Raw genomic sequence first — 20,017 nt, forward strand, 5'->3', positions numbered from 1 at the left:
CGGAGGCCTTAATTCACAATTTTCATTATTTCGGCCAAAAGCCTGGATCATTGTTTTCGTTTCTAACCCCGAGTTGCGTTCCTTACTCGGGGTTATTATTATTTGATCCCTCCAGGATCATATCTTCGGATGATGAGAGTACTTCCCAATCCATTATTCATTCAGCATTTTTAATTCCCTTCTTTTTCCTCTGCGTCTTTGCGAGAGAATTAAATCCGGCCTTCGGAAAAGCAGAAAAGAAGGTGATTTCACCTATCTCACCGATTTTTTCTAAGAAAATAAAAAGCCTGTGGGTAACTAGTGCCCTCAATGAAAGGCTAAAAAAATATTGTAATGACCAATTATTGCCTGTTTTATTAAAAGGTATTTGCTAAATGCTAGTTAGGTATACAATCATGTTGCCTATCTGCAATTGAAAAAAGAAATGTATTCTGTAAGGTAAAGAACACCTAGAGGGGTAAGATTAAATCGGTTTTTTTTGGTTGTCTTTGGGGTTCATTCTCAGAGTATTTTTGGAGAAAGGACACCTTAGACATTTTTTTATTAACCGAGTCTTGGAGCATTTATTTTTTCTGCTCCAAGACCTTCTTATGACAGCTGATGGTCAGATGCATCTCTGACTGTAGTCTAATATTGTTCTACTTCAGTGAGTCTGTGGATAGCACCCACAATAAAAATGTGATCTATCTGAATCCTTGCGCATATACAATAGACCTTTATGCTTTGTCTAAACTGGATAACTTCAATATTTTTTTCCTTCGGAATTAGAAAAATAGGTTTTTGGTTGTGATTGCGACAAATCCGAAAGCCAATATTTAAATTACTTTCGAGAGCTTTTGCCTAAGACTTACCACCGGATATTTCACAAGATTTGTGATTTTCACATCTGATTTTTTTATTTTTTTTTAATGTCACCTAAATCTACATTTTGTTGCTTTATAAAGCTTTTTTATTTACGTTTTTATCTTTTTATTTTCTTTTCAAGTCTGTTAAAACTAATTTTATTTTGTGTAGGAAATTTTCCTTCATTTTAATTGGGTAAGTCTGTACTAGCTTATTGTTTGACTATGGGTAATTTAAGTATTTAGATAGGTCTATTGTTAGATACTTCTATAAAAAAGATCGGTAAAATTTTGTTTAAGTGCCGATCAAATTGTGTAAAGATCAGCCCCAAGGGGTGATAAAAAAGGCGAGTTGATTTCGTATGTAGTAATTCAAATACGCCTTTAAGGTTATTAATAGTTGTTTTTTGCCAAGTAAAAATTTAAAATTTTCCATGATCTTAAAGATTCATTTTCTGCTCAGTCTCCTTTCATTTTGGTTTAATGATGGGATGATTTACAAAGCTGCAAATAACATTACCCTAAAAGCGGCTGATGATGCAATTGTTGGGAAAGAATATCAATTTGAAGGTAAATATTACCTGGTAGTAAATGACAGCATTTTAAGGGAGTTGGTCAAAATTGATACTAACCTTTCTTATGTGGTTACTACTAAGGTTAGGGATATGAGTTATTTGTTTTTCAACTCCGTTTTAATGGATCCCAAAATTGAGTCTTGGGATGTCTCAAATGTAAAAGATATGTCGTGGATGTTTGGCTTGGCCTTATCCATAAACCCGGATCTCTCTAATTGGGACACCCGTTCGGTTATTTTATTTTCAGATATGTTTCATGGTACCAAAAAATTTCAGGGAGACCTTTCAAAATGGAACACAAGCTCGGGACAATTATTTAATGGGATGTTTTTCGAATCCAACTTCAACGGTGCTGTGAATGATTGGGATATTTCTTCTGCCAAAAATCTCAGTGGGATGTTTGATGATGCCAGGTTGTTTAACCAGCCCTTGGACAAATGGAACACTTCCAATGTGGAGGATATGGGTGGGATGTTTGCAGAGGCGCTTAACTTCAACCAAGACATTTCGATGTGGGATGTCAGTGCTGTCAAAAATATGACGAACATGTTTCGATATGCCATCAGTTTCAGTTATGATCTATCCAATTGGGAGGTCCCACTTATTGAAGGAATTCCTGATAATTTTGATACAAAATCGTCCGTAATAAGTCCTAAATGGAATACAAACAAGGGATTGGGATTGCATTGGTACATTGTTATGTCTTTTGTTTTGCTGGGACCGGTAATTTTAATCCTTGTAAAATCTAGGAAGAAAAAGAGTGAACCATCCTCTGAACCTGAAAATGAAATTTATCTTTCCTTAAAAGCCTATCTGATTCAAAAAAATACGAACCGGATATCTAAGGCAGAAATAGATGATTTCTTAGGGATATCAAACAAAAATTTAGAATCTCAGAAAAAAATCAGATCGAATTTCATTAAAGAATTCAATGGTTCTGGTATTGGAGAAATATATAGGGTGAGAGATGAGTTTGATTCCAGAAGTTACAATTATGAGGTCAATTGGAAAAAAGAGCAATCTAAATAACCAGCCTTTATGCGTTTTTGACTGTGGACTGAGATATACCTGATCTAGGATGAGGAGAAGCAGGATAACTGCGGGGAATAATTCCTCCGGCTTCTGGAGAAGCAGGATAACAGGAAGTGTTTTAGGATTGGATTTTGAACATCCCTGTTTTTGGCGGAGGCCTTAATTCACAATTTTCATTATTTCGGCCAAAAGCCTGGATCATTGTTTTCGTTTCTAACCCCGAGTTGCTCCCTATCGGGATTACTCGGGGTTATTATTATTTGACCACTACGTGGTCGGTCGCCGCCAATGTTTGTGTCTTCACAAACATTATCATTCTTAAATCCTTTTTCTCTGCGTCTCTGCGCGAGGTGAATTTTTTTCCTCAAAGGAAAACAAGGTTTCGTAATGGTGCGCAAAGGATTTTGAACATCCCTGTTTTTGGCGGAGACCTTAATTCAAAATTTCCATTATTTCGGCCAAAAACCTGAATCGCTGTTTTCGTTTCTAACCCCGAGTTGCGTTCCTTACTCGGGGTTATTATTATTTGACCACTACGTGGTCGGTCGCCGCCGCCAATGTTTGTGTCTTCACAAACATTATCATTCTTAAATCCTTTTTCTCTGCGTCTCTGCGCGAGGTGAATTTTTTTCCTCAAAGGAAAACAAGGTTTCGTAATGGTGCGCAAAGGATTTTGAACATCCCTGTTTTTGGCGGAGGCCTTAATTCACAATTTTCATTATTTCGGCCAAAAGCCGGGATCGCTGTTTTCGTTTCTAACCCCTAGTTGCGTTCCTTACTCGGGGTTATTATTATTTGATCCCTTCAGGATCATTTCTCGCGCCGATGAGAGTACTTCCCAATCCCATTATTCATTCAGCATTTTTAATTCTTTTTTTCCTTGTCCTCTGCGTCTTTGCTAGAGAATTAATTCCGGAATACAGTCAGATTTCGCCACCAATCATAAACTTTGTAATCCTCTTTAGCACTCCTTCCAATAATCTGCCTTATTTTTGAAGCAAAAGAATCGGAATGGAAATCAAAGAGGCAGTCAATATTCTCAAAGAAAAGGGAAGAATCAGGATCAAAGACGGTCATGGCACTGTTTTGGAATTGGTTGCACCTCAGCGTTGGGATGCTGCAATAGACGATCAGGAAGGTATTTTTCTTTTTTTTGATGTATTTCAGATCAGAAATGTTGCAGAACAGTTTTCAGAGGTGTCTTTGGATATCATCGAGTATGCCACCAAGCCGACGATATACCATACTCCTGTCAACAGGATTCTAAAAAACGGACCCATTATTGACGGAAAAGTCAAATTCTCTGTCATCAGGAAGGAATTTTGGAACAAGCTGATATTTGCTTTTTCTCAACCCTTGATCCTCCAGTTCAGCAAATCCAAAGATTGGGATATGGTGACGGAAGACTTTTTTCCACTTTTGAGTGCAGGTACCAAAGAAATGTTTTTGAGCCCTGATGGGGACGTCAAAATTATCAGAGCATGAATTTCAAAGCCCATTTAGACCAGTTAGAAATATTCAGCCGTGTTGGACGTATAGCGGATGAACTTGGCTTGGAAACCTACGTGGTCGGTGGGTACGTCCGTGACCTGATCTTGAAAAGACCGAGCAAGGACATTGATTTTGTCTGCGTCGGCAGTGGCATAACCTTGGCAAAAGCTGTTGCAGACAGCTTTGAGGAGCATGTGCCGCTTTCTGTTTTCAAGAATTTTGGCACAGCAAATATTCGTTTGGAAGATTGGGAAGTTGAATTCGTGGGAGCTAGGCGAGAATCCTACCGGCACGATTCCAGAAAACCCATCGTGGAGGATGGAACCCTTCAGGAAGATCAGGAGCGCAGGGACTTTACCATCAATGCCATGGCGATATCTGTCAATTCCCATAATTTTGGAGAATTGATTGATCCATTTGATGGAATGGGTGATATCAAAAGAAAAACAATCAGAACGCCAACAGATCCGATCATCACTTTTTCGGATGACCCGCTTAGGATGATGCGGGCGATTCGTTTTGCTACCCAACTGAAATTTGATATTGAACCGGATACCTTTCTCGCCATTGTCCATGATGCACATCGGCTGCAGATTGTCTCAGGGGAGAGGATTATAGACGAACTCAATAAAATTATACTTACTGAAAAACCTTCTTATGGCTTTAAATTGCTGTTTGTAAGCAAACTCCTTCAGGAAATTTTCCCGGAAATGGTAGAGCTGCAGGGCGTAGATTCGGTAGGGGATAAATCACACAAGGACAACTTTTACCATACCCTGCAGGTATTGGATAATGTGTCCCAAATGTCGGAAGACCTTTGGCTGAGATGGGCAGCCATCATGCACGACATTGCGAAGCCTGCCACCAAGCGGTTTAATGAAAAAGTCGGATGGACTTTCCATGGCCATGAAGACAAAGGTTCAAGGATGGTTCCTGGGATTTTCCGCAGGATGAAACTTCCGATGGATGACCGAATGAAGTATGTCCAAAAGCTTGTGAGGTTGCATCTGAGGCCTATTTCCTTGGTTTCTGAAAAGGTGACAGATTCCGCTGTCCGCAGGTTGTTGTTTGATGCAGGGGATGATATTGAGGATTTGATGAAACTCTGTCGGGCGGATATCACCTCCAAGAATAACAATAAAGTACAGCGGTTTTTGGCCAACTTTGACAAGGTGGAGGAAAAGATGAAGGAAGTGGAGGAAAATGACCAAGTCCGAAATTTTCAACCGCCTGTATCAGGAGAAGAAATCATGGTTTTATTTAACCTACGACCCTCTAAAGTTGTAGGGGAATTGAAAGAGGAAATCAAAGAGGCGATTTTGGAGGGACAAATTCAAAACAATAAAGCTGAAGCTATGGACTTATTATATAAATTAGCCGCCACTAAAGGATTAACAACGATTTAACAATAGAAAGAATGAATAAAATAATGATGACGGTGGCCTTCATGCTTGCAATGGTCACTTCGGTCTTAGCCCAAGACAAACCTGTAGAAACAGAAACAAACCAAAAAAGAAACGAAATTGACAAGAAGGTTTACCAAATGGCTTTGCGATACAATGACTTGGCCGTGGCTAGGATGAAGCTTTTTGAATTGATAGAAAGAAATCCGACCAACATTACTTATCCGGAAACTTTGACTTCGCTTTATTTTGAGGCCGGACAGTATACATCGGCAGCAGTATCTGCTTTGGATATCTTAGAAATGAATGACAAAAGCCTCGTAGCCCTTGAAGTTGCCGCCAATTCATTGGAGCAATTGGGAGCTTTGGACAAAGCACTTCCGAATTTTGAAAGACATTACCTGCTGACCAATAACCTCTTCAGTCTGTACAAAACCGCTTACATGCAATATTCACTAAACAGACAGGAAGAAGCATTGAATTCCATTAATATGCTGGTGAAGGCGCCAAAAGCTTCTGAAGAAAAGGTCGGATTTCCAAAAGCTGACAACACCACTCAGGAAGTAACCCTCAAAGCCGCCGCGCTCAACCTGAAAGGAATGGTCTACATGTACCAAAAAAATAAGGCAGAAGCCATTATTGCTTTAAATCAGGCCTTGGAAATGCAATCAGATTTTGAGTTAGCCCTCGAAAACCTTAAAGAGGCGAATAAATTATAAGAGCGCTTTTCAGAAATCATAAAAAAACACCAAAGCCAAATAGAGATATTTGGCTTTGGTGTTTTGGGTATTTTCTTGATTTGACCTATATTTTATCGATAGAAATGAACAGGGTTTTGATTATTTCCTCTTTATTCTTTGATATCCGGATCCTGGTTCCACCTTCCATTTCCACTTGACCTCCCTCGCTTTTTAGGATTTTTTTTATAAAGAAGGGATTGATCAAATGGGAATGATGGATTCTTAGAAAACCGTTTTTGATCAGCACCGATTCAAGATATTTCAGCTGTCGGGAGACGATGACCGGGAAGTCATTTTCTGCATAGATGATTTTGGAGTAGTTTCCGTCGGCTTCGCATCTGATGATCTTGGAAACAAAAAAAATCTCATGGCCTTCTACCGAAGGAATGGCAATTCGATCTTGATAGTAATCCCCCACTTTAGGTATTGTGTCTTTCTTGATCTGTTCCTCGGTTTTGAAGGTCTTTAGTTTGACGACCTTGTTTTTAAACATGAGTTTCTTTTCATTTTCCAATGCAAATTGTAAATCATTTCTCATGGCTTGGGATGTTAAAAAAAGATGGAACTTGATTAGACATAAAACTCAAAAAATTAACTTTCTAAACCCATACCCCAAAGGGAGTATTTTTAACACTTCAGGGCGTTATTTAATGTCGTAGTGTGAATGGAATATTATCTGTTTTTTAGCGTTATTTTCCGCTTAATTTTAACTTAATATTGTATAAAACATTGTAATACAAGTGTTTATATAGGTAATTTTTGTTCTTATACATCTCGAATTAACATTTTGTTCTTCAATTGTTACTTTTTTGATAACACAATTTAATGGATAAGTCCTTGATCCCTACTTAGTTTTGGCATCAAAAAACATATCAATATGATTAGAAGATTTACTGCTTTTTCTCTCTTAATTCCTCTCCTTGTTTGTTCCTGTCAGCGATCTCCTGATCACGCTCAAATAGAGACAGAACAGAGTATGGAACCTGTAAATCCAATCTATGTGACAGATTCGGTTATTTATGACACAGATGACCCGGCTATTTGGGTGCATCCTACAGACCCATCCAAAAGCCTTATTATAGGAACTGATAAAGATGCTGATGGTGCACTTTATGTTTTTGATCTAACCGGTAAAAAAATAGATTCCTTGATCGTCAGGGGTCTTCAACGTCCCAATAATGTAGATGTCGCTTATGGATTGAAAATGGGGGATAAAACCGTGGATTTTGCGGTAACTGGTGAAAGGATGACTTCCAAATTGAGGTTTTACTCTTTGCCCGACATGAAAGAAATCCAAGTCGGAGGAATCGAAGTTTATGAGGGGGAGACCGGGGAAATGTACCGTGACTTAATGGGCGTGGCGGTTTATCATGATAATTCCAATGGAAAACAATATGTCATCGCAGGGAGAAAAACAGGGCCAACTTATGGTACTTATTTATGGCAATATGAAATCATAGGTTCAGAGTCGGGCATTACACTTGATCTGGTAAGGAAATTCGGTAACTACAGCGGTAAAAAAGAAATTGAAGCCATTGCAGTAGACAATGAATTAGGCTTTATCTATTATTCTGATGAAGGAGTCGGTGTAAGGAAATATTATGCTGACCCCGCAAAAGGGAATGATGAGCTGGCACTTTTTGCAACCGAAGGTTTTACCCAAGACCACGAGGGAATCTCCATCTACAAACTGGACGATACCACAGGATATATTTTGGTTTCAGATCAGGAGGTAAACCAATTCCACGTTTTCCCGAGAGAAGGATCAGCTTCTAATCCCCATCAACATGACTTGATCACTATCATCAAGACCTCCACAGTATCGAGTGATGGCTCGGAAGTTACTAGCCTACCTCTAAACAGCACCTTTGCCAAGGGCCTATTCGTGGCTATGTCAGATGATAAGACCTTCCAGCTATACAGGTGGGAGGACCTTGCAGGTAATATTCTTCAATCCAAAAAATAAAAACCAACCTTAACTTAATATGAAAAAACGTATACATTACATCCTGATGTTGGGATTTCTTCTGTTTTCCGGAGAAATATTGGCACAGGCAACCTTCAGAGGAAAGGTCATTGATGACCAAAACCTCTCCCTCCCAGGAGCGAATGTAGTATTGGATGGAACCAATAAAGGATCTGTGACCAATCAGCTTGGCGATTTTGTAATCCAGGGAATCCCGGCGGGAAATTATACTGTAACAGTGTCCTACCTAGGTTATATTTCTTTGACAAAAGAAATTACGCTTCAAGACGGACAAATCCTCGACATGAGATTCCTGATGATGCCAGGAACTTTGGAAGGTGGAGAAGTAATTATTTTTGGAGACAGACTCAAAGGTCAAGCTAGAGCTCTAAACCAACAAAAGACCAATTCCAACATTACCAACATCGTAGCTGCAGACCAGATCGGTAGATTCCCAGATGCTAATATCGGAGATGCAATCAAAAGGATTCCCGGAATCACCATGCAAAACGACCAAGGTGAAGCCCGAAATATCATCATCCGCGGGATGGCACCCGAGTTGAATTCAGTCATGATCAACGGTGAAAGAGTTCCCTCAGCAGAAGGAGACAATAGAAGGGTGCAGATGGATTTGATTCCATCCGATATGATCCAGACGATCGAGGTCAACAAAAGTGTACTTCCGGATATGGATGCAGATGCCATAGGTGGGGCGGTAAACCTCGTGACTAGAAAGGCGCCAAATGGACTCAGGGTTTCTGGTACAGGTGCTGCAGGTGTCAATTTTTTGACAAATAAGCCTATCTGGACAGGCGGTTTGATCATTGGTGACCGGATTGCCAATGATAAATTGGGTGTGATTTTTTCTGGTTCTTACAATAATCATAATTTCGGATCGGACAATTATGAAGCACAATGGGCAGAAACAGACGACCCCAATAATTCTGTTGTCGTGAATAGTTTTGATATAAGAAAATATGATGTACAAAGAGTAAGAAGGTCAGCCTCTTTGGCTTTGGATTATGATATTAATAAAAACCATTCCATTGTATTGAATGCAATGTACAATTGGAGGGATGATTGGGAAAACAGGTACAGATTCAGAGTAGACCGTACTGAAAGGCCTTTTGAATCAGGAAATTTCACCACATTGGCTCCAAATCTTTTTCAATTGCGCGGAAGAACTGCGATTCAGACAAAGGGTGGAATTGATAATGACAGGGTAAAGAATGCACGTCTGGAAGACCAAAGAGTAATCAATACCACGCTGTCAGGTAGCCATATTTTCAATAAGTTGAAAATGACCTGGAACGGAACATATGCCAAAGCTTCCGAAGACAGGCCAAATGAGCGTTATATCACCCATAGAGGAAATGCTGATGTGATTTTGGACATTAGGGATCCGTTCAAGGTCTTGACCACCCTGGTCAACCAAGATGCCGGTTTGGGACTAGGCCTCAATGAAATATATGAATCCAACAACAGCACATTTGAGGAAGACCTCAACGGTAGGGTGGACTTTACCTTGCCTTATGCTGCCAATAAGGGTATTCTGAAATTTGGAGGAAGGGTGAGATCTAAATATAAAGAAAGAACAGATTCTTATGACGTTTATGACCCAATTGGAAATTTGGGTTCGGGAGGAAATAATTTGGGTTCTTTGCCAAATAGTTTTCAAAATGAAAGGATCTTTCTAAACGGTCCACAATATGTGCCGGGTAGATTTGTGAACAAAGAATTTTTAGGAGGTTTGAACCTTAAAAACGAATCTTTATTTGATTTTGAGGATGCATTTGCAGAATATATTACAGGCAATTACCAAGCTTCAGAGACCATCACTGCAGGTTATGTGATGACTGATTACCAGTTCAATTCCAAATTATCAGGTATTTTTGGGTTGAGACTTGAAAATACCAATCTGGAATACAGAGGCTATGAATTGGATGAGGACGAGGAGACGTTTAACCAGTCTGCTATTGTGACTGACAACTATTCCAACTTCATGCCGGGTGCCCATTTCAAATATGATATCAATGAAAACAGAATCCTGAGATTGGCTTGGGCCAATACAATAGCAAGGCCTAATTATTTTGATTTAGTTCCTTTTGCGATATACAGCCCTGATAACCAATCTCTCCAGAGAGGTAACCCAAACTTGGTTCCGACCACATCAATGAACTTTGATTTGATGTTTGAAAACTACTACAAGTCCGTTGGGGTATTTACAGCAGGTGGTTTTTATAAAGACGTAAATAACTTTATCTACCAAAGCACCCAATTGAACGTTACAGATCCTCAGTTTGGTCAGCTAATTGAACTGACACAACCGGAAAACGGAGGAACTGCCAATGTTTATGGTTTTGAAACGAGCATCCAAAGACAGTTTGATTTTCTGCCGGGAATCTGGAAAGGGCTTGGGATTTTTGCCAACTATACATTTACTGATTCAAGAACCTCAGGAATAGAAGAAAGGGAAGATGATAACCTCAAATTACCGGGAACCGCCAGAAACATGTTCAATGCTTCATTGTCATTTGAAAGTGAAAAGCTGGTGCTTAGGGTTTCGGTAAACCATGCGAGTGGATACCTGGATGAAGTTGGGGGATCAAATTTTGAGGATATTTATTATGACCGTCAGACATTCCTTGATGTCAATGCTTCTTATGCCCTTACCAAAAACTGGAGGGTTTTTGCTGAGGCCAATAACCTGACAAACCAGCCTTTGAGGTACTATCAGGGCATCAGACAAAGAACTGCGCAAGAAGAATATTACAATGTGAGAATCAATTTTGGGGTGAAGTTTGACTTGTTTGATTGATTACGTACAGATCTTAATATTAAAACAGAAAAACCTCCGCTTGCGGAGGTTTTTCTGTTTTATCTAATTCCAGTATACAATTTGTCAATTGACCTTTACTATTAACCAATAACCAATCAACCAATAACCAATAACCAATCAACCAATTTTTAAGGCTTCAAAAAGAAACGCATTTTTTGTTTGCCGGTACTTCCAAGGCCCACATAGAACTTGATGGCCCTGACATTGAATTCAGGAGTCTGCCATTGGATATTGACACATTTGTGTTCTTTGGCCACATCTCGGATCCTTCGCATGATATCTGCACCTATTCCGGTGCTTCTGCATTTTTCATTCAAAAACAGACAGTCCATGTACAAAAAAGGAGCTGCATCCCAGGTAGAAAAATCTATCGTATAGGTAGTAAATCCCTCTGCTTTCCCATCGATTTCTACTATCCAACAGTTTAGTTTTTTGTTTTTTCCAAAAATAGCTTCCCTAAGTCCCTCAATTTTTCCTTCGGGTGAATAGTCTGATTTTTCATGTTCGGCATGTGCTGCACACAATTTTACCAAGTCGGTTAAATCTTTTTCTTCACAAGGTCTGATAATATAGTCCATGGTTTTATTGGGTTAGGATAAAAGAATTTTCATATCGGTAAAATGGGTAAAAAAAATGATATCTCTAAAAAAGGATTGATAAAATTACTATAAAATCTGATAGCTGGGGTAAATAAAAAAATAAAACATCATTCCCGAAAGTGCGGAAGCAATCATGAAACTGATTCCGATAATCCTGATATACTGTATTGTTTCACGGGTTTGCCCGTCTTCTCCTTTGATAATCCTGTAGCCCCCCGGGATGTATCCCTGAACCAGTGCAAGGACAGCGAGAAAGTAACTTGCCAGAAGGAAAGCTATGCTGAAAAAGATGTGGGTCATTTTCAAATAGAACTTTGATTGGACAATTTAAGGAATCGAAGATTTTAAATTGCTATATTTTGGAATGGTAACGATTTATTAACCTTAAGGTGATTGTTTCTTCATGTCTGAAAGGAACTTGTAAATTACAAATAGCATAATTATTCGCTATGAAAGTGGTTTAAAGCTTATATTTGGACTTAGCCAAAACCATTAAAATTCTAAGCCCATCAAAAAGTTTGTAAGGATATTTTTAAAAACTTTAGGTGTCACAACAGCGGTAATTTTGCTTTTGATGGTAGGGCTTTTCTTTTTTATCAGAAGTCCATGGGGTCAGGATATCATCATCCAAAAGGCCACCAAATTTGTGTCAAATAAAACCGGCACAACAGTCAGCATTGAAAAGCTTTTCATCACTTTTGGGGGAAATGTTTTTTTAAAAGGACTGTATATTGAAGATTTGCAGGGTGATACTTTGGTTTATTCACGGAACTTGGAGACAGGTATTGATTTTCTTCCTTTGATAAGGGAGGGGAATATTAATATTTCAAAAATAGCTTGGGAGGGTTTAGTTGCCAATATCAGTAGGGATTCGGTTACAGAAGATTTTAATTTTGGGTTTTTGATTGATGCATTTGTGAGCCCGACAGATAGTACTGAGTTAAGTCAAGTAGCCGACACCGAAGCTGCATTTCCGTCACTTTCATTTGGGCCTATTGACCTCAAAAATGTCACCCTGAAATATGATGATCAGGTTTTGGGTATAGACCTCGTGGCAAAATGGAAAGGAATCCGCATAGATGCTGAGAAATTCGACCTTAATATAATGGACTTTGGGATCCAAAACGTCCTGATTGATAATGCCAACATCACCTACCTTCAGACCCATGCTTTTCCACCTTCTGAGGAGGCGGATACACTTTCTGATTCCCCCTTGCCATTATTGGTTTTGGACAAGCTCGAAATCCATCGCAGCAAAATAGAATACACCTCAATACCTGATGGTATTTCTACCAAAATGGATATTGGGGATTTCCTTCTTTCCCTTCCTGAAGCCAATTTTGAAGAAAACAAAATTCTGCTCAAATCTTTGGCTTTGTCTGATTCTAAGATTGACCTGAGATTAAGTCCTGACGACAGCATCCAAATTAAAGAATTAAGCCGGGAGACGGAGCCTTTTTTATGGCCTGAATGGTGGGTGGAGGTAGGTTCCATCAAGCTAGAGAAGAATGAATTCAATTATTATTTGGGAGATGCCCAGATCAAGAAAAGTGTTTTTACTCCCGAAGCCATATCACTTTCGGACCTTAATGTCCAAGCACATAGCCTTTTTTTTAAGGATCAAGAATTTAAGGGAGTCATAGACATCCTTTCTTTTTCGGAAGGGAGTGGGTTGGTCCTGCAAAAGCTACAAGCTAAACTGCAGGCTGATGATAAAAAAATCAATCTAAGCAGTGTAGATGTCCAAACAGGCAAATCCCTGCTCAAAGGTGATTTTTTATTTACCTATCAAAGTCTGGATGCTTTTATCAGGAATCCTGAAAAAACCGGTTTTGATATCCGACTTAATCAATTTGAAACAGATGCTTCGGAAGCACTCTTTTTTGTTCCGGAGCTTGTAGGTGAGACTTATTTCAAGGAATTGAGGAAAAATGGTATAAAAGCTTCAGGTGCCTTGTCGGGGAGTATGAAGAGGTTAAGAATCCCCCGCTTTGACATTTCTTATGGTAACTTCACAAGCCTGAGAATAAGGTCTGCAGGGATAGAAAATGCCGCAGATATTGAAAGATTGAAGGTGGACTTACCGGATTTTGTTTTTGAGACAAAAGGAGGAGTAATCGAGACATTTTTGGAATTCGAAGGCTACAATATACCGGATGACATCAAATTAACCGCTTTGGTAATGGGTGATTGGGAAGATTTAAGAACAGAAATATTCTTGGAAACAAGTGATGGAAATGCATCTTTGGAAGGGTCTATCAAGGGGGAAGAGGTTTATTTTGTCCAGTCCACTTTAGATGTTCAGGATTTAGATCTCGGCAAAATCTTGGAACTGCCACAATTACAGCCCATAAGCCTTGTCACAAATCTTGAGGGAAAAGGATCCGGATGGTATGATTTGGATGGTATAATGAATGTTGATTTTGGAAGGCTTGCCTGGGCGGATATAGACCTTTCTAAACTTGGATTATCACTAGCTGCCAAAGACACGGTAGCGACATTGCAAGCGGTATTTTCCAAAGATTATATTGATTTTGATTTCCTTGCCAAGGCCAAGATCGACTCGGTATCACCTGGATTGGAATTTCTGTTGGATGTCAAAAAGTTGAATACCAAAGAAATAGGAATTACAAAACAAGAGATACATACCAACTTTAAAATCGCAGGTAATTTCTCAGGAAAACCCGAGGATATAACAGCCGGAATGGAGATTTATGATGGGGAATTTCATTTAGATAGGAGGGATTATCCCATAGGATTGATAAAAGTAGAAGCCAATCTTTCAGAGGATTTGTCGGACCTGAGGATTCAATCCGATTTTCTAAAAGGGTTTTTTACGGTCAACAGTTCGGTATCTGACCTTTCCCTGGCTCTTGAAGATTATTTCAATCAGGTCATTGTAGGCAAATCAGAATTAGAGGAAAAGAAAGAGTTCGTGGCAGAATCTGAATTCAAATTCCATTCTACGCCGTTTATTGACCAACTATTGCTCGCGGATATTGATAAGATGGATACCCTTTTATTGGAATTTGATTTCAATTCGGCTTTGCAAAAAATCAATGCAAAGATTCGGATGCCCCACTTACTTTATCTCAATGCAGGAATCGATACTTTCAAACTGGACCTGTATGGGGATACGGAGTCACTTAATTTTGATGTCGGATTTGATAGGTTATTTTATGATCCGTTAAACATGGGCAAAACAAAACTCCATGCGGATTTTAAAGATCAAAAAGTAAATTTTACTTTTAATTCAATTCACAGGGATGAGACGGTGATCAATTTTGCCTCCCAGATGACTTACATCAACGACACAGTCAAAGTCCGGATTTTGCCTGAAGACCTTATTTTTAACAAACAGAATTGGGTAATTCCTTCTAACAATCTGGTCACTTTTGCACCAAAATCTGTACAGTTTCAAAATTTAGAGTTTACACTTGGTGAGCAATATTTTGGAGCGAAAAATGATTTCCCTGGATTGGAGGAAGAACACCTCGGTTTGGCTTTTAGCAATTTTACCTTACATACAGTCCTTGGGTTTTTAAATCCGGACAATCCACTTGCCAATGGGGTAGTAAACGGGAATTTTATTACTGTTAACCCATTCCATGCATTGGGTTTTATAGCTGACCTGAATGTGAGTGATTTTGAATTTTTAGATGTTCCATTAGGGGTTTTGGATGTCAAAGCCAAAGCAATGAATCTTCAAGAATACGATTTCAACTTTGCGCTAAGAGACGGGAAAGTTGACTTGGATATTTTCGGATCACTTATGGCAGATTCGGCAAGTACAAGCCTTGATCTTAATGTAAAGCTCAAAGCTTTAAAAATGTCACTTTTAGAAATTCTTTCTGAAGGAGCTTTGAAAGAGACGAAAGGCTATATAACAGGAGATTTTGAGGTGAAAGGGTCTGTTCAGGATCCCATATATAAAGGGACTGTTGCATTCAAAGATGCAGGTTTTTTGGTTAGCCAATTGAATACAAGTTTCATTTTTCCTGATGAGTTGATAAAAATGGATAACCAAGGGGTATATTTCAGCAACTTCACTATCAAGGATGCCAAGGGAGATGCTTTTGTCACCAATGGGAAGGTCATTACAGAAAATCTGGCTGATGTGGGATTTGACCTGAAATTAAAAACTACAGGATTTCAGGTTATGAATTCTACCAGAAAAGACAGCGATCTTTTCTTTGGGAAAGCAAATATAGACCTGGACCTCCAATTAGGAGGTACGGTAACCTTGCCCCTTATTACCATGCAGCTGAAGGTAAATGAAGGGTCAGAAGTGAGTTTTATAGTTCCGGAGGATAGACTCGATCTTGTTGAACGTACCGGGGTTGTGATTTTTGTAAATCATCAGGATCCTTACGACCTCATTTACCAAAGGGAGGGGGACCTGACTACCCAAGGCATCAAGGGCTATGATGTCAAAGCCAATCTAAAAATAGACCCCAAGTCGGTATTTAACCTAATTGTCGATGAAAGGACCAATGACAATCTCAAAATCCAAGGGCAAGCTGATCTGAACATACTCATGAATCCCAATGGAGATATTTCTATGTCGGGTAGGTATGAGGTAAAAAACGGACATTATGAAATGAACCTTTTTGGACTTGTCAACAGGAGATTTGAACTTGCTCCTGGAAGTACGGTGATTTGGAGGGGAGATCCGATGGATGCAAGTCTTGACCTGACCGCCATCTATAATATCAGGACTTCAGCTGCCGAACTGATGCAGGCCCAACTCAGCGGAACTGACAAAGATACCAAGAGTCAATTCAGGCAAGTGCTTCCTTTTATGGTTTATCTGAATATCGAAGGTGAACTCTTGAAGCCCGAAATTTCATTTGAGCTTGACCTAGCCGAACAAGAGCGGGGCGCCTTTGGAGGAAGTGTATACGGAATGATTCAGCAGATCAACGAACAGGAGGATGAGCTCACCAAGCAGGTGTTCTCTTTGTTGGTTCTCAACCAATTTTTCCCTGTTGTGGGCAATGACGGATCGGGGGGAGGTTCGGTCAATCTTGCCCGGTCATCTGTCAGCCAGGTACTATCGAGTCAGCTCAACGCCCTTTCTGGGAAGTTATTCGGTGATTCTGGATTCTCTCTGGATTTTGACTTGGATTCTTATACTGACTTTCAGACGGGTGCAGCACAAGACAGGATCCAATTGAATGTGGCGGCCAAACAATCGCTGATGGATGACAGGCTGGTCATCTCTGTCGGAGGTCAGGTAGATGTAGAAGGGGGAAACCAAGAAGTGAATCAGGGGGATGCACTTTTTGGCGACGTCAGTGTAGAGTATTTACTTGATCAGCGAGGACAATGGAGGGCTAAAGCTTACCGTAAAAATCAGTTTGAGTCTGTCATAGATGGTCAATTGGTGATAACGGGAATATCTCTTATTTTCAATAAGGAATTCAATGCCTTCAAGGAATTGTGGAGAAAGGCAGCAATGGAGGCTGTAAAAAAAGAGGAAGGCGAAACAACCGAAGTAGCGGAAGAAAAGAAAGATAATGATAAACTGCCACAAAATGAGTAAAAGAGGGTCGTTCATATGGATCATTTTTCTCCTGCTCAGTTTTTCCTGTGGTGTCAAAAAATTCATTCCTGAAGGTCAAATATTATACACCGGACATGAACTGAAACTGGAAGCACCTCTGACTAAATCAGAGAGGTCATCACTACAGAGTGAACTTAACAGCCTCATCAAGCCTGATCCCAACGGAAAGATTTTGGGAGTGAGGTTTGGCTTGTGGGCGCATTACAAAAGTAGTAAGGAGAAGCCTGGGTTTATCAACAGGTTTTTGGGAAAAAGATTTGGAGAAAAGCCTGTTTACCTCAGTGATGTACAGCCTGAAAGGACCAATGGAATTCTTATCAATAGGTTGGAAAATTTGGGGTATTTTTTTGGTATTGAAAAATATGAGATCATCGAGAAAGAAAAATTTGCCAATATCGAATACACCCTAAGTTTTGGTGAACCTTACCGTCTTGAGACCTATCAGCTATTGGGTGATTCTCTGGAAATCATACAGGAGATTAAGACTGCCCTTGACAAGACTGATTTGATCAAAGGAAGTAAACTTGATCTGGAAGCCCTAAAAAAAGAGAGGGAAAGGATAGACTTGGACCTCAAATCTAAAGGCTACTATAACTTCAATGCAGATCTTTTGATATTCGAGGCCGATACTAACCAATATGATGACAGGAGGTTTGACCTTTACCTAAGGCTAAAAGGCAATACTCCCGTCAAATCGAAATTCCCTTATGCCATTCGCGACATCAAGGTTTTTCCTAATTATGCGATCAATGAGGATATTGCCGATGCCGATACGGTACATATCAACGGTATAGATATTATCCAGTCTGAGGAGGTTTTTAAGCCGCACCTATTGGAAAATTATATTCTATTTAGGGAAGGTACTAAGTTTGATCCCCAGGTATCAAGACAAACCTCCAATAGGCTTTCTTCTATTGGGAATTTCAGGTATGTCAATATTTCCTTTGAAGAAACAGACAGCGTCAGAGGTGAGGATGGAAACTATCCGCTAAATGCCAGGATTTTGTTGTCTCCGCTCAATAGAAGAGCCGTCCGCGCGGAAGTCCAGGGTGTCACTAAATCCAACAGTTTTGTGGGGCCGGCGTTGATTCTTAATTACCAGAATAGGAATATTTTTAACGGTGGCGAGATATTCAACCTGACAGCAAAGTTTGGATATGAAGTTCAGTTACAATCAGGGGAACGGCAAGCCCAGCAATCTATTGAAATGGGATTACAGGGATCTTTGGTTTTTCCGAGGGTACTATTCCCTGTCCCCGTGATGAACCGGTTCAAATTGGCCATTCCAAAAACCAGGATTACCGCAGGCATAGAGTATCAAAATAGGACTGATTTATACCTTATCAATTCCTACAATTCGGCATTTGGTTATTTTTGGAACATCAACAAATACGTGTATCACGAATTTAATCCAATCAGTGTGAGTATTGTCAACCTTGTCAGAACCACGCCGGAATTCGATGAGATTTTGGAATCGAACCCCTTCTTGAGGAGGAGTTTTGAGCAACAGTTTATCATGGGGATGAATTATACTTTCAATTATAACCAGTTGGTAGATACTGATAGGAAGAATGCCATTTTCTTTTCCACTACCATTGATCTCGCCGGTAATATTTTGAAAGGGGTCAATACCTTATTTAATACAGAAAATCCGGGTTTTGCATTTGGATTGGAATATGCCCAATACATCAAAAATGACATGGATCTGAGGTTTTACCACAAATTCACCAAAGAAACCATGCTTGTCACCAGGCTTTATGGCGGTTTAGGTATTCCCTTAGGTAATTCGGTTTCGCTTCCATTTGTGAAGCAGTTTTTTGCAGGAGGCCCAAGGAGTGTAAGGTCATTTAGAATCAGGTCCTTGGGTCCCGGGACATTTTTACCTGAAGGAGGAAGTACAAGTGGGTTCTTTGACCAGGCAGGTGATATACGATTGGAAGGGAATGTAGAAATGCGTTTTCCACTCAACAAATACCTCAAAGGAGCTTTTTTTGCTGATGCCGGTAACATTTGGTTATTCAATGAAAATAAAGCCCTCCCGGGAGGGAAATTTTCCAAAAATTGGGCGAAAGAACTTGGTGTGGGCGCAGGGATGGGGCTGCGGGTTGACATCAGCCTTTTTGTATTGCGCTTTGACTTGGCTTTTCCCGTCCGTAAACCTTGGCTTCCTGAAAACGACAGATGGCTGGATTCTTTTGATGTATTTGATGCTGCTTGGAGAAGAGAGAATATGGTGCTCAATTTCGCAATCGGGTATCCGTTCTAAATTATAGATATATGCTTTGCGATATAAATGGATATATGCTTCGCGATATTTAAAAGATATAAGCTTCGCGATATATGTTGATATAATGCCTTCGGCGATATTAAAAAGATATAAGCTTCGCGATATAGGTTGATATAATGCCTTCGGCGATATTTAAAAGATATAAGCTACGCGATATAATTTGAAATATGCCTTCGGCGATATTAAAAAGATATAAGCTTCGTGATATAGGTTGATATAATGCCTTCGGCGATATTAAAAAGATATAAGCTACGCGATATAAATGGATATATGCCTTCGGCGATATTAAAAAGGTATAAGCTTCGTGATATAATTTGAAATATGCCTTCGGCGATATTTAAAAGATATAAGCTACGCGATATAAATGGATATATGCCTTCGGCGATATTAAAAAGGTATAAGCTTCGTGATATAATTTGAAATATGCCTTCGGCGATATTTAAAAGATATAAGCTACGCGATATAAATGGATATATGCCTTCGGCGATATTAAAAAGGTATAAGCTTCGTGATATAATTTGAAATATGCCTTCGGCGATATTTAAAAGATATAAGCTACGCGATATATGTTGAAATATGCCTTCGGCGATATTTAAAAGATATGACTCCCCCTAACTTCACACGTAAGTCTGAACTGCCGCAATAATAAGTCTGTCAAATAATTTTTCTCCGAAATA

The 20,017-nt window shown here is 39.5% G+C and carries 11 protein-coding genes; 8 read left to right on the forward strand and 3 right to left on the reverse strand.

All coding sequences use genetic code 11. The annotated features are described in order from the left end of the window. Window positions 1-1,276 precede the first annotated feature (1,276 nt). The 4 genes from MMU07_RS21050 to MMU07_RS21065 all read left to right on the forward strand — a co-directional run bounded on the left by MMU07_RS21050 (window position 1,277) and on the right by MMU07_RS21065 (window position 6,062). Window positions 1,277-2,446 (forward strand): BspA family leucine-rich repeat surface protein, encoded by a 1,170-nt coding sequence (locus MMU07_RS21050; RefSeq protein ID WP_241128584.1) that lies wholly within the window; start codon window positions 1,277-1,279, stop codon window positions 2,444-2,446. Window positions 2,447-3,460: 1,014 nt separating this feature from the next. Further along, on the forward strand, window positions 3,461-3,934 hold the full coding sequence (locus MMU07_RS21055; RefSeq protein WP_241128585.1) for a hypothetical protein: 474 nt from the start codon (window positions 3,461-3,463) through the stop codon (window positions 3,932-3,934). Continuing rightward, complete coding sequence (locus tag MMU07_RS21060) at window positions 3,931-5,346, forward strand: CCA tRNA nucleotidyltransferase (RefSeq protein ID WP_241128586.1); 1,416 nt, start codon at window positions 3,931-3,933, stop codon at window positions 5,344-5,346. Before MMU07_RS21055 ends, MMU07_RS21060 begins: the two co-directional genes overlap by 4 nt. 11 nt (window positions 5,347-5,357) lie before the next feature. After that, window positions 5,358-6,062 (forward strand): tetratricopeptide repeat protein, encoded by a 705-nt coding sequence (locus tag MMU07_RS21065; RefSeq protein ID WP_241128587.1) that lies wholly within the window; start codon window positions 5,358-5,360, stop codon window positions 6,060-6,062. Between the two features lie 85 nt (window positions 6,063-6,147). Here the strand turns inward: MMU07_RS21065 and MMU07_RS21070 are convergent, their stop codons facing one another. Next, window positions 6,148-6,621, reverse strand: coding sequence for a LytR/AlgR family response regulator transcription factor (locus MMU07_RS21070; protein ID WP_241128588.1), 474 nt, complete (start codon window positions 6,619-6,621; stop codon window positions 6,148-6,150). Window positions 6,622-6,960: 339 nt separating this feature from the next. Here MMU07_RS21070 and MMU07_RS21075 point away from each other — a divergent pair, with 339 nt between their 5' ends. Together MMU07_RS21075 and MMU07_RS21080 are read left to right on the forward strand one after the other, a co-directional pair. Beyond that, window positions 6,961-8,049, forward strand: a complete 1,089-nt coding sequence (locus MMU07_RS21075; RefSeq protein ID WP_241128589.1) for a phytase — start codon at window positions 6,961-6,963, stop codon at window positions 8,047-8,049. Window positions 8,050-8,068: 19 nt separating this feature from the next. After that, window positions 8,069-10,867, forward strand: coding sequence for a TonB-dependent receptor (locus MMU07_RS21080; protein ID WP_241128590.1), 2,799 nt, complete (start codon window positions 8,069-8,071; stop codon window positions 10,865-10,867). 149 nt (window positions 10,868-11,016) lie between these two features. Here MMU07_RS21080 and MMU07_RS21085 read toward each other — a convergent pair whose 3' ends face one another. Further along, window positions 11,017-11,466 (reverse strand): GNAT family N-acetyltransferase, encoded by a 450-nt coding sequence (locus tag MMU07_RS21085; protein WP_241128591.1) that lies wholly within the window; start codon window positions 11,464-11,466, stop codon window positions 11,017-11,019. 87 nt (window positions 11,467-11,553) lie between these two features. Continuing rightward, window positions 11,554-11,787 (reverse strand): hypothetical protein, encoded by a 234-nt coding sequence (locus MMU07_RS21090; protein ID WP_241128592.1) that lies wholly within the window; start codon window positions 11,785-11,787, stop codon window positions 11,554-11,556. 274 nt (window positions 11,788-12,061) lie between these two features. On the opposite strand from MMU07_RS21090, the gene MMU07_RS21095 reads away from it, so the two are divergent. Both MMU07_RS21095 and tamL read left to right on the forward strand, forming a co-directional pair. After that, on the forward strand, window positions 12,062-17,032 hold the full coding sequence (locus tag MMU07_RS21095; RefSeq protein WP_241128593.1) for a translocation/assembly module TamB domain-containing protein: 4,971 nt from the start codon (window positions 12,062-12,064) through the stop codon (window positions 17,030-17,032). Beyond that, on the forward strand, window positions 17,025-19,319 hold the full coding sequence (gene tamL, locus MMU07_RS21100) for a translocation and assembly module lipoprotein TamL (RefSeq protein WP_241128594.1): 2,295 nt from the start codon (window positions 17,025-17,027) through the stop codon (window positions 19,317-19,319). Before MMU07_RS21095 ends, tamL begins: the two co-directional genes overlap by 8 nt. The last annotated feature ends 698 nt before the right edge of the window (window positions 19,320-20,017 follow it).

The organism is Cognataquiflexum nitidum (assembly GCF_022538055.1).
GTDB classification, from domain to species: Bacteria; Bacteroidota; Bacteroidia; order Cytophagales; family Cyclobacteriaceae; genus Cognataquiflexum; species Cognataquiflexum nitidum.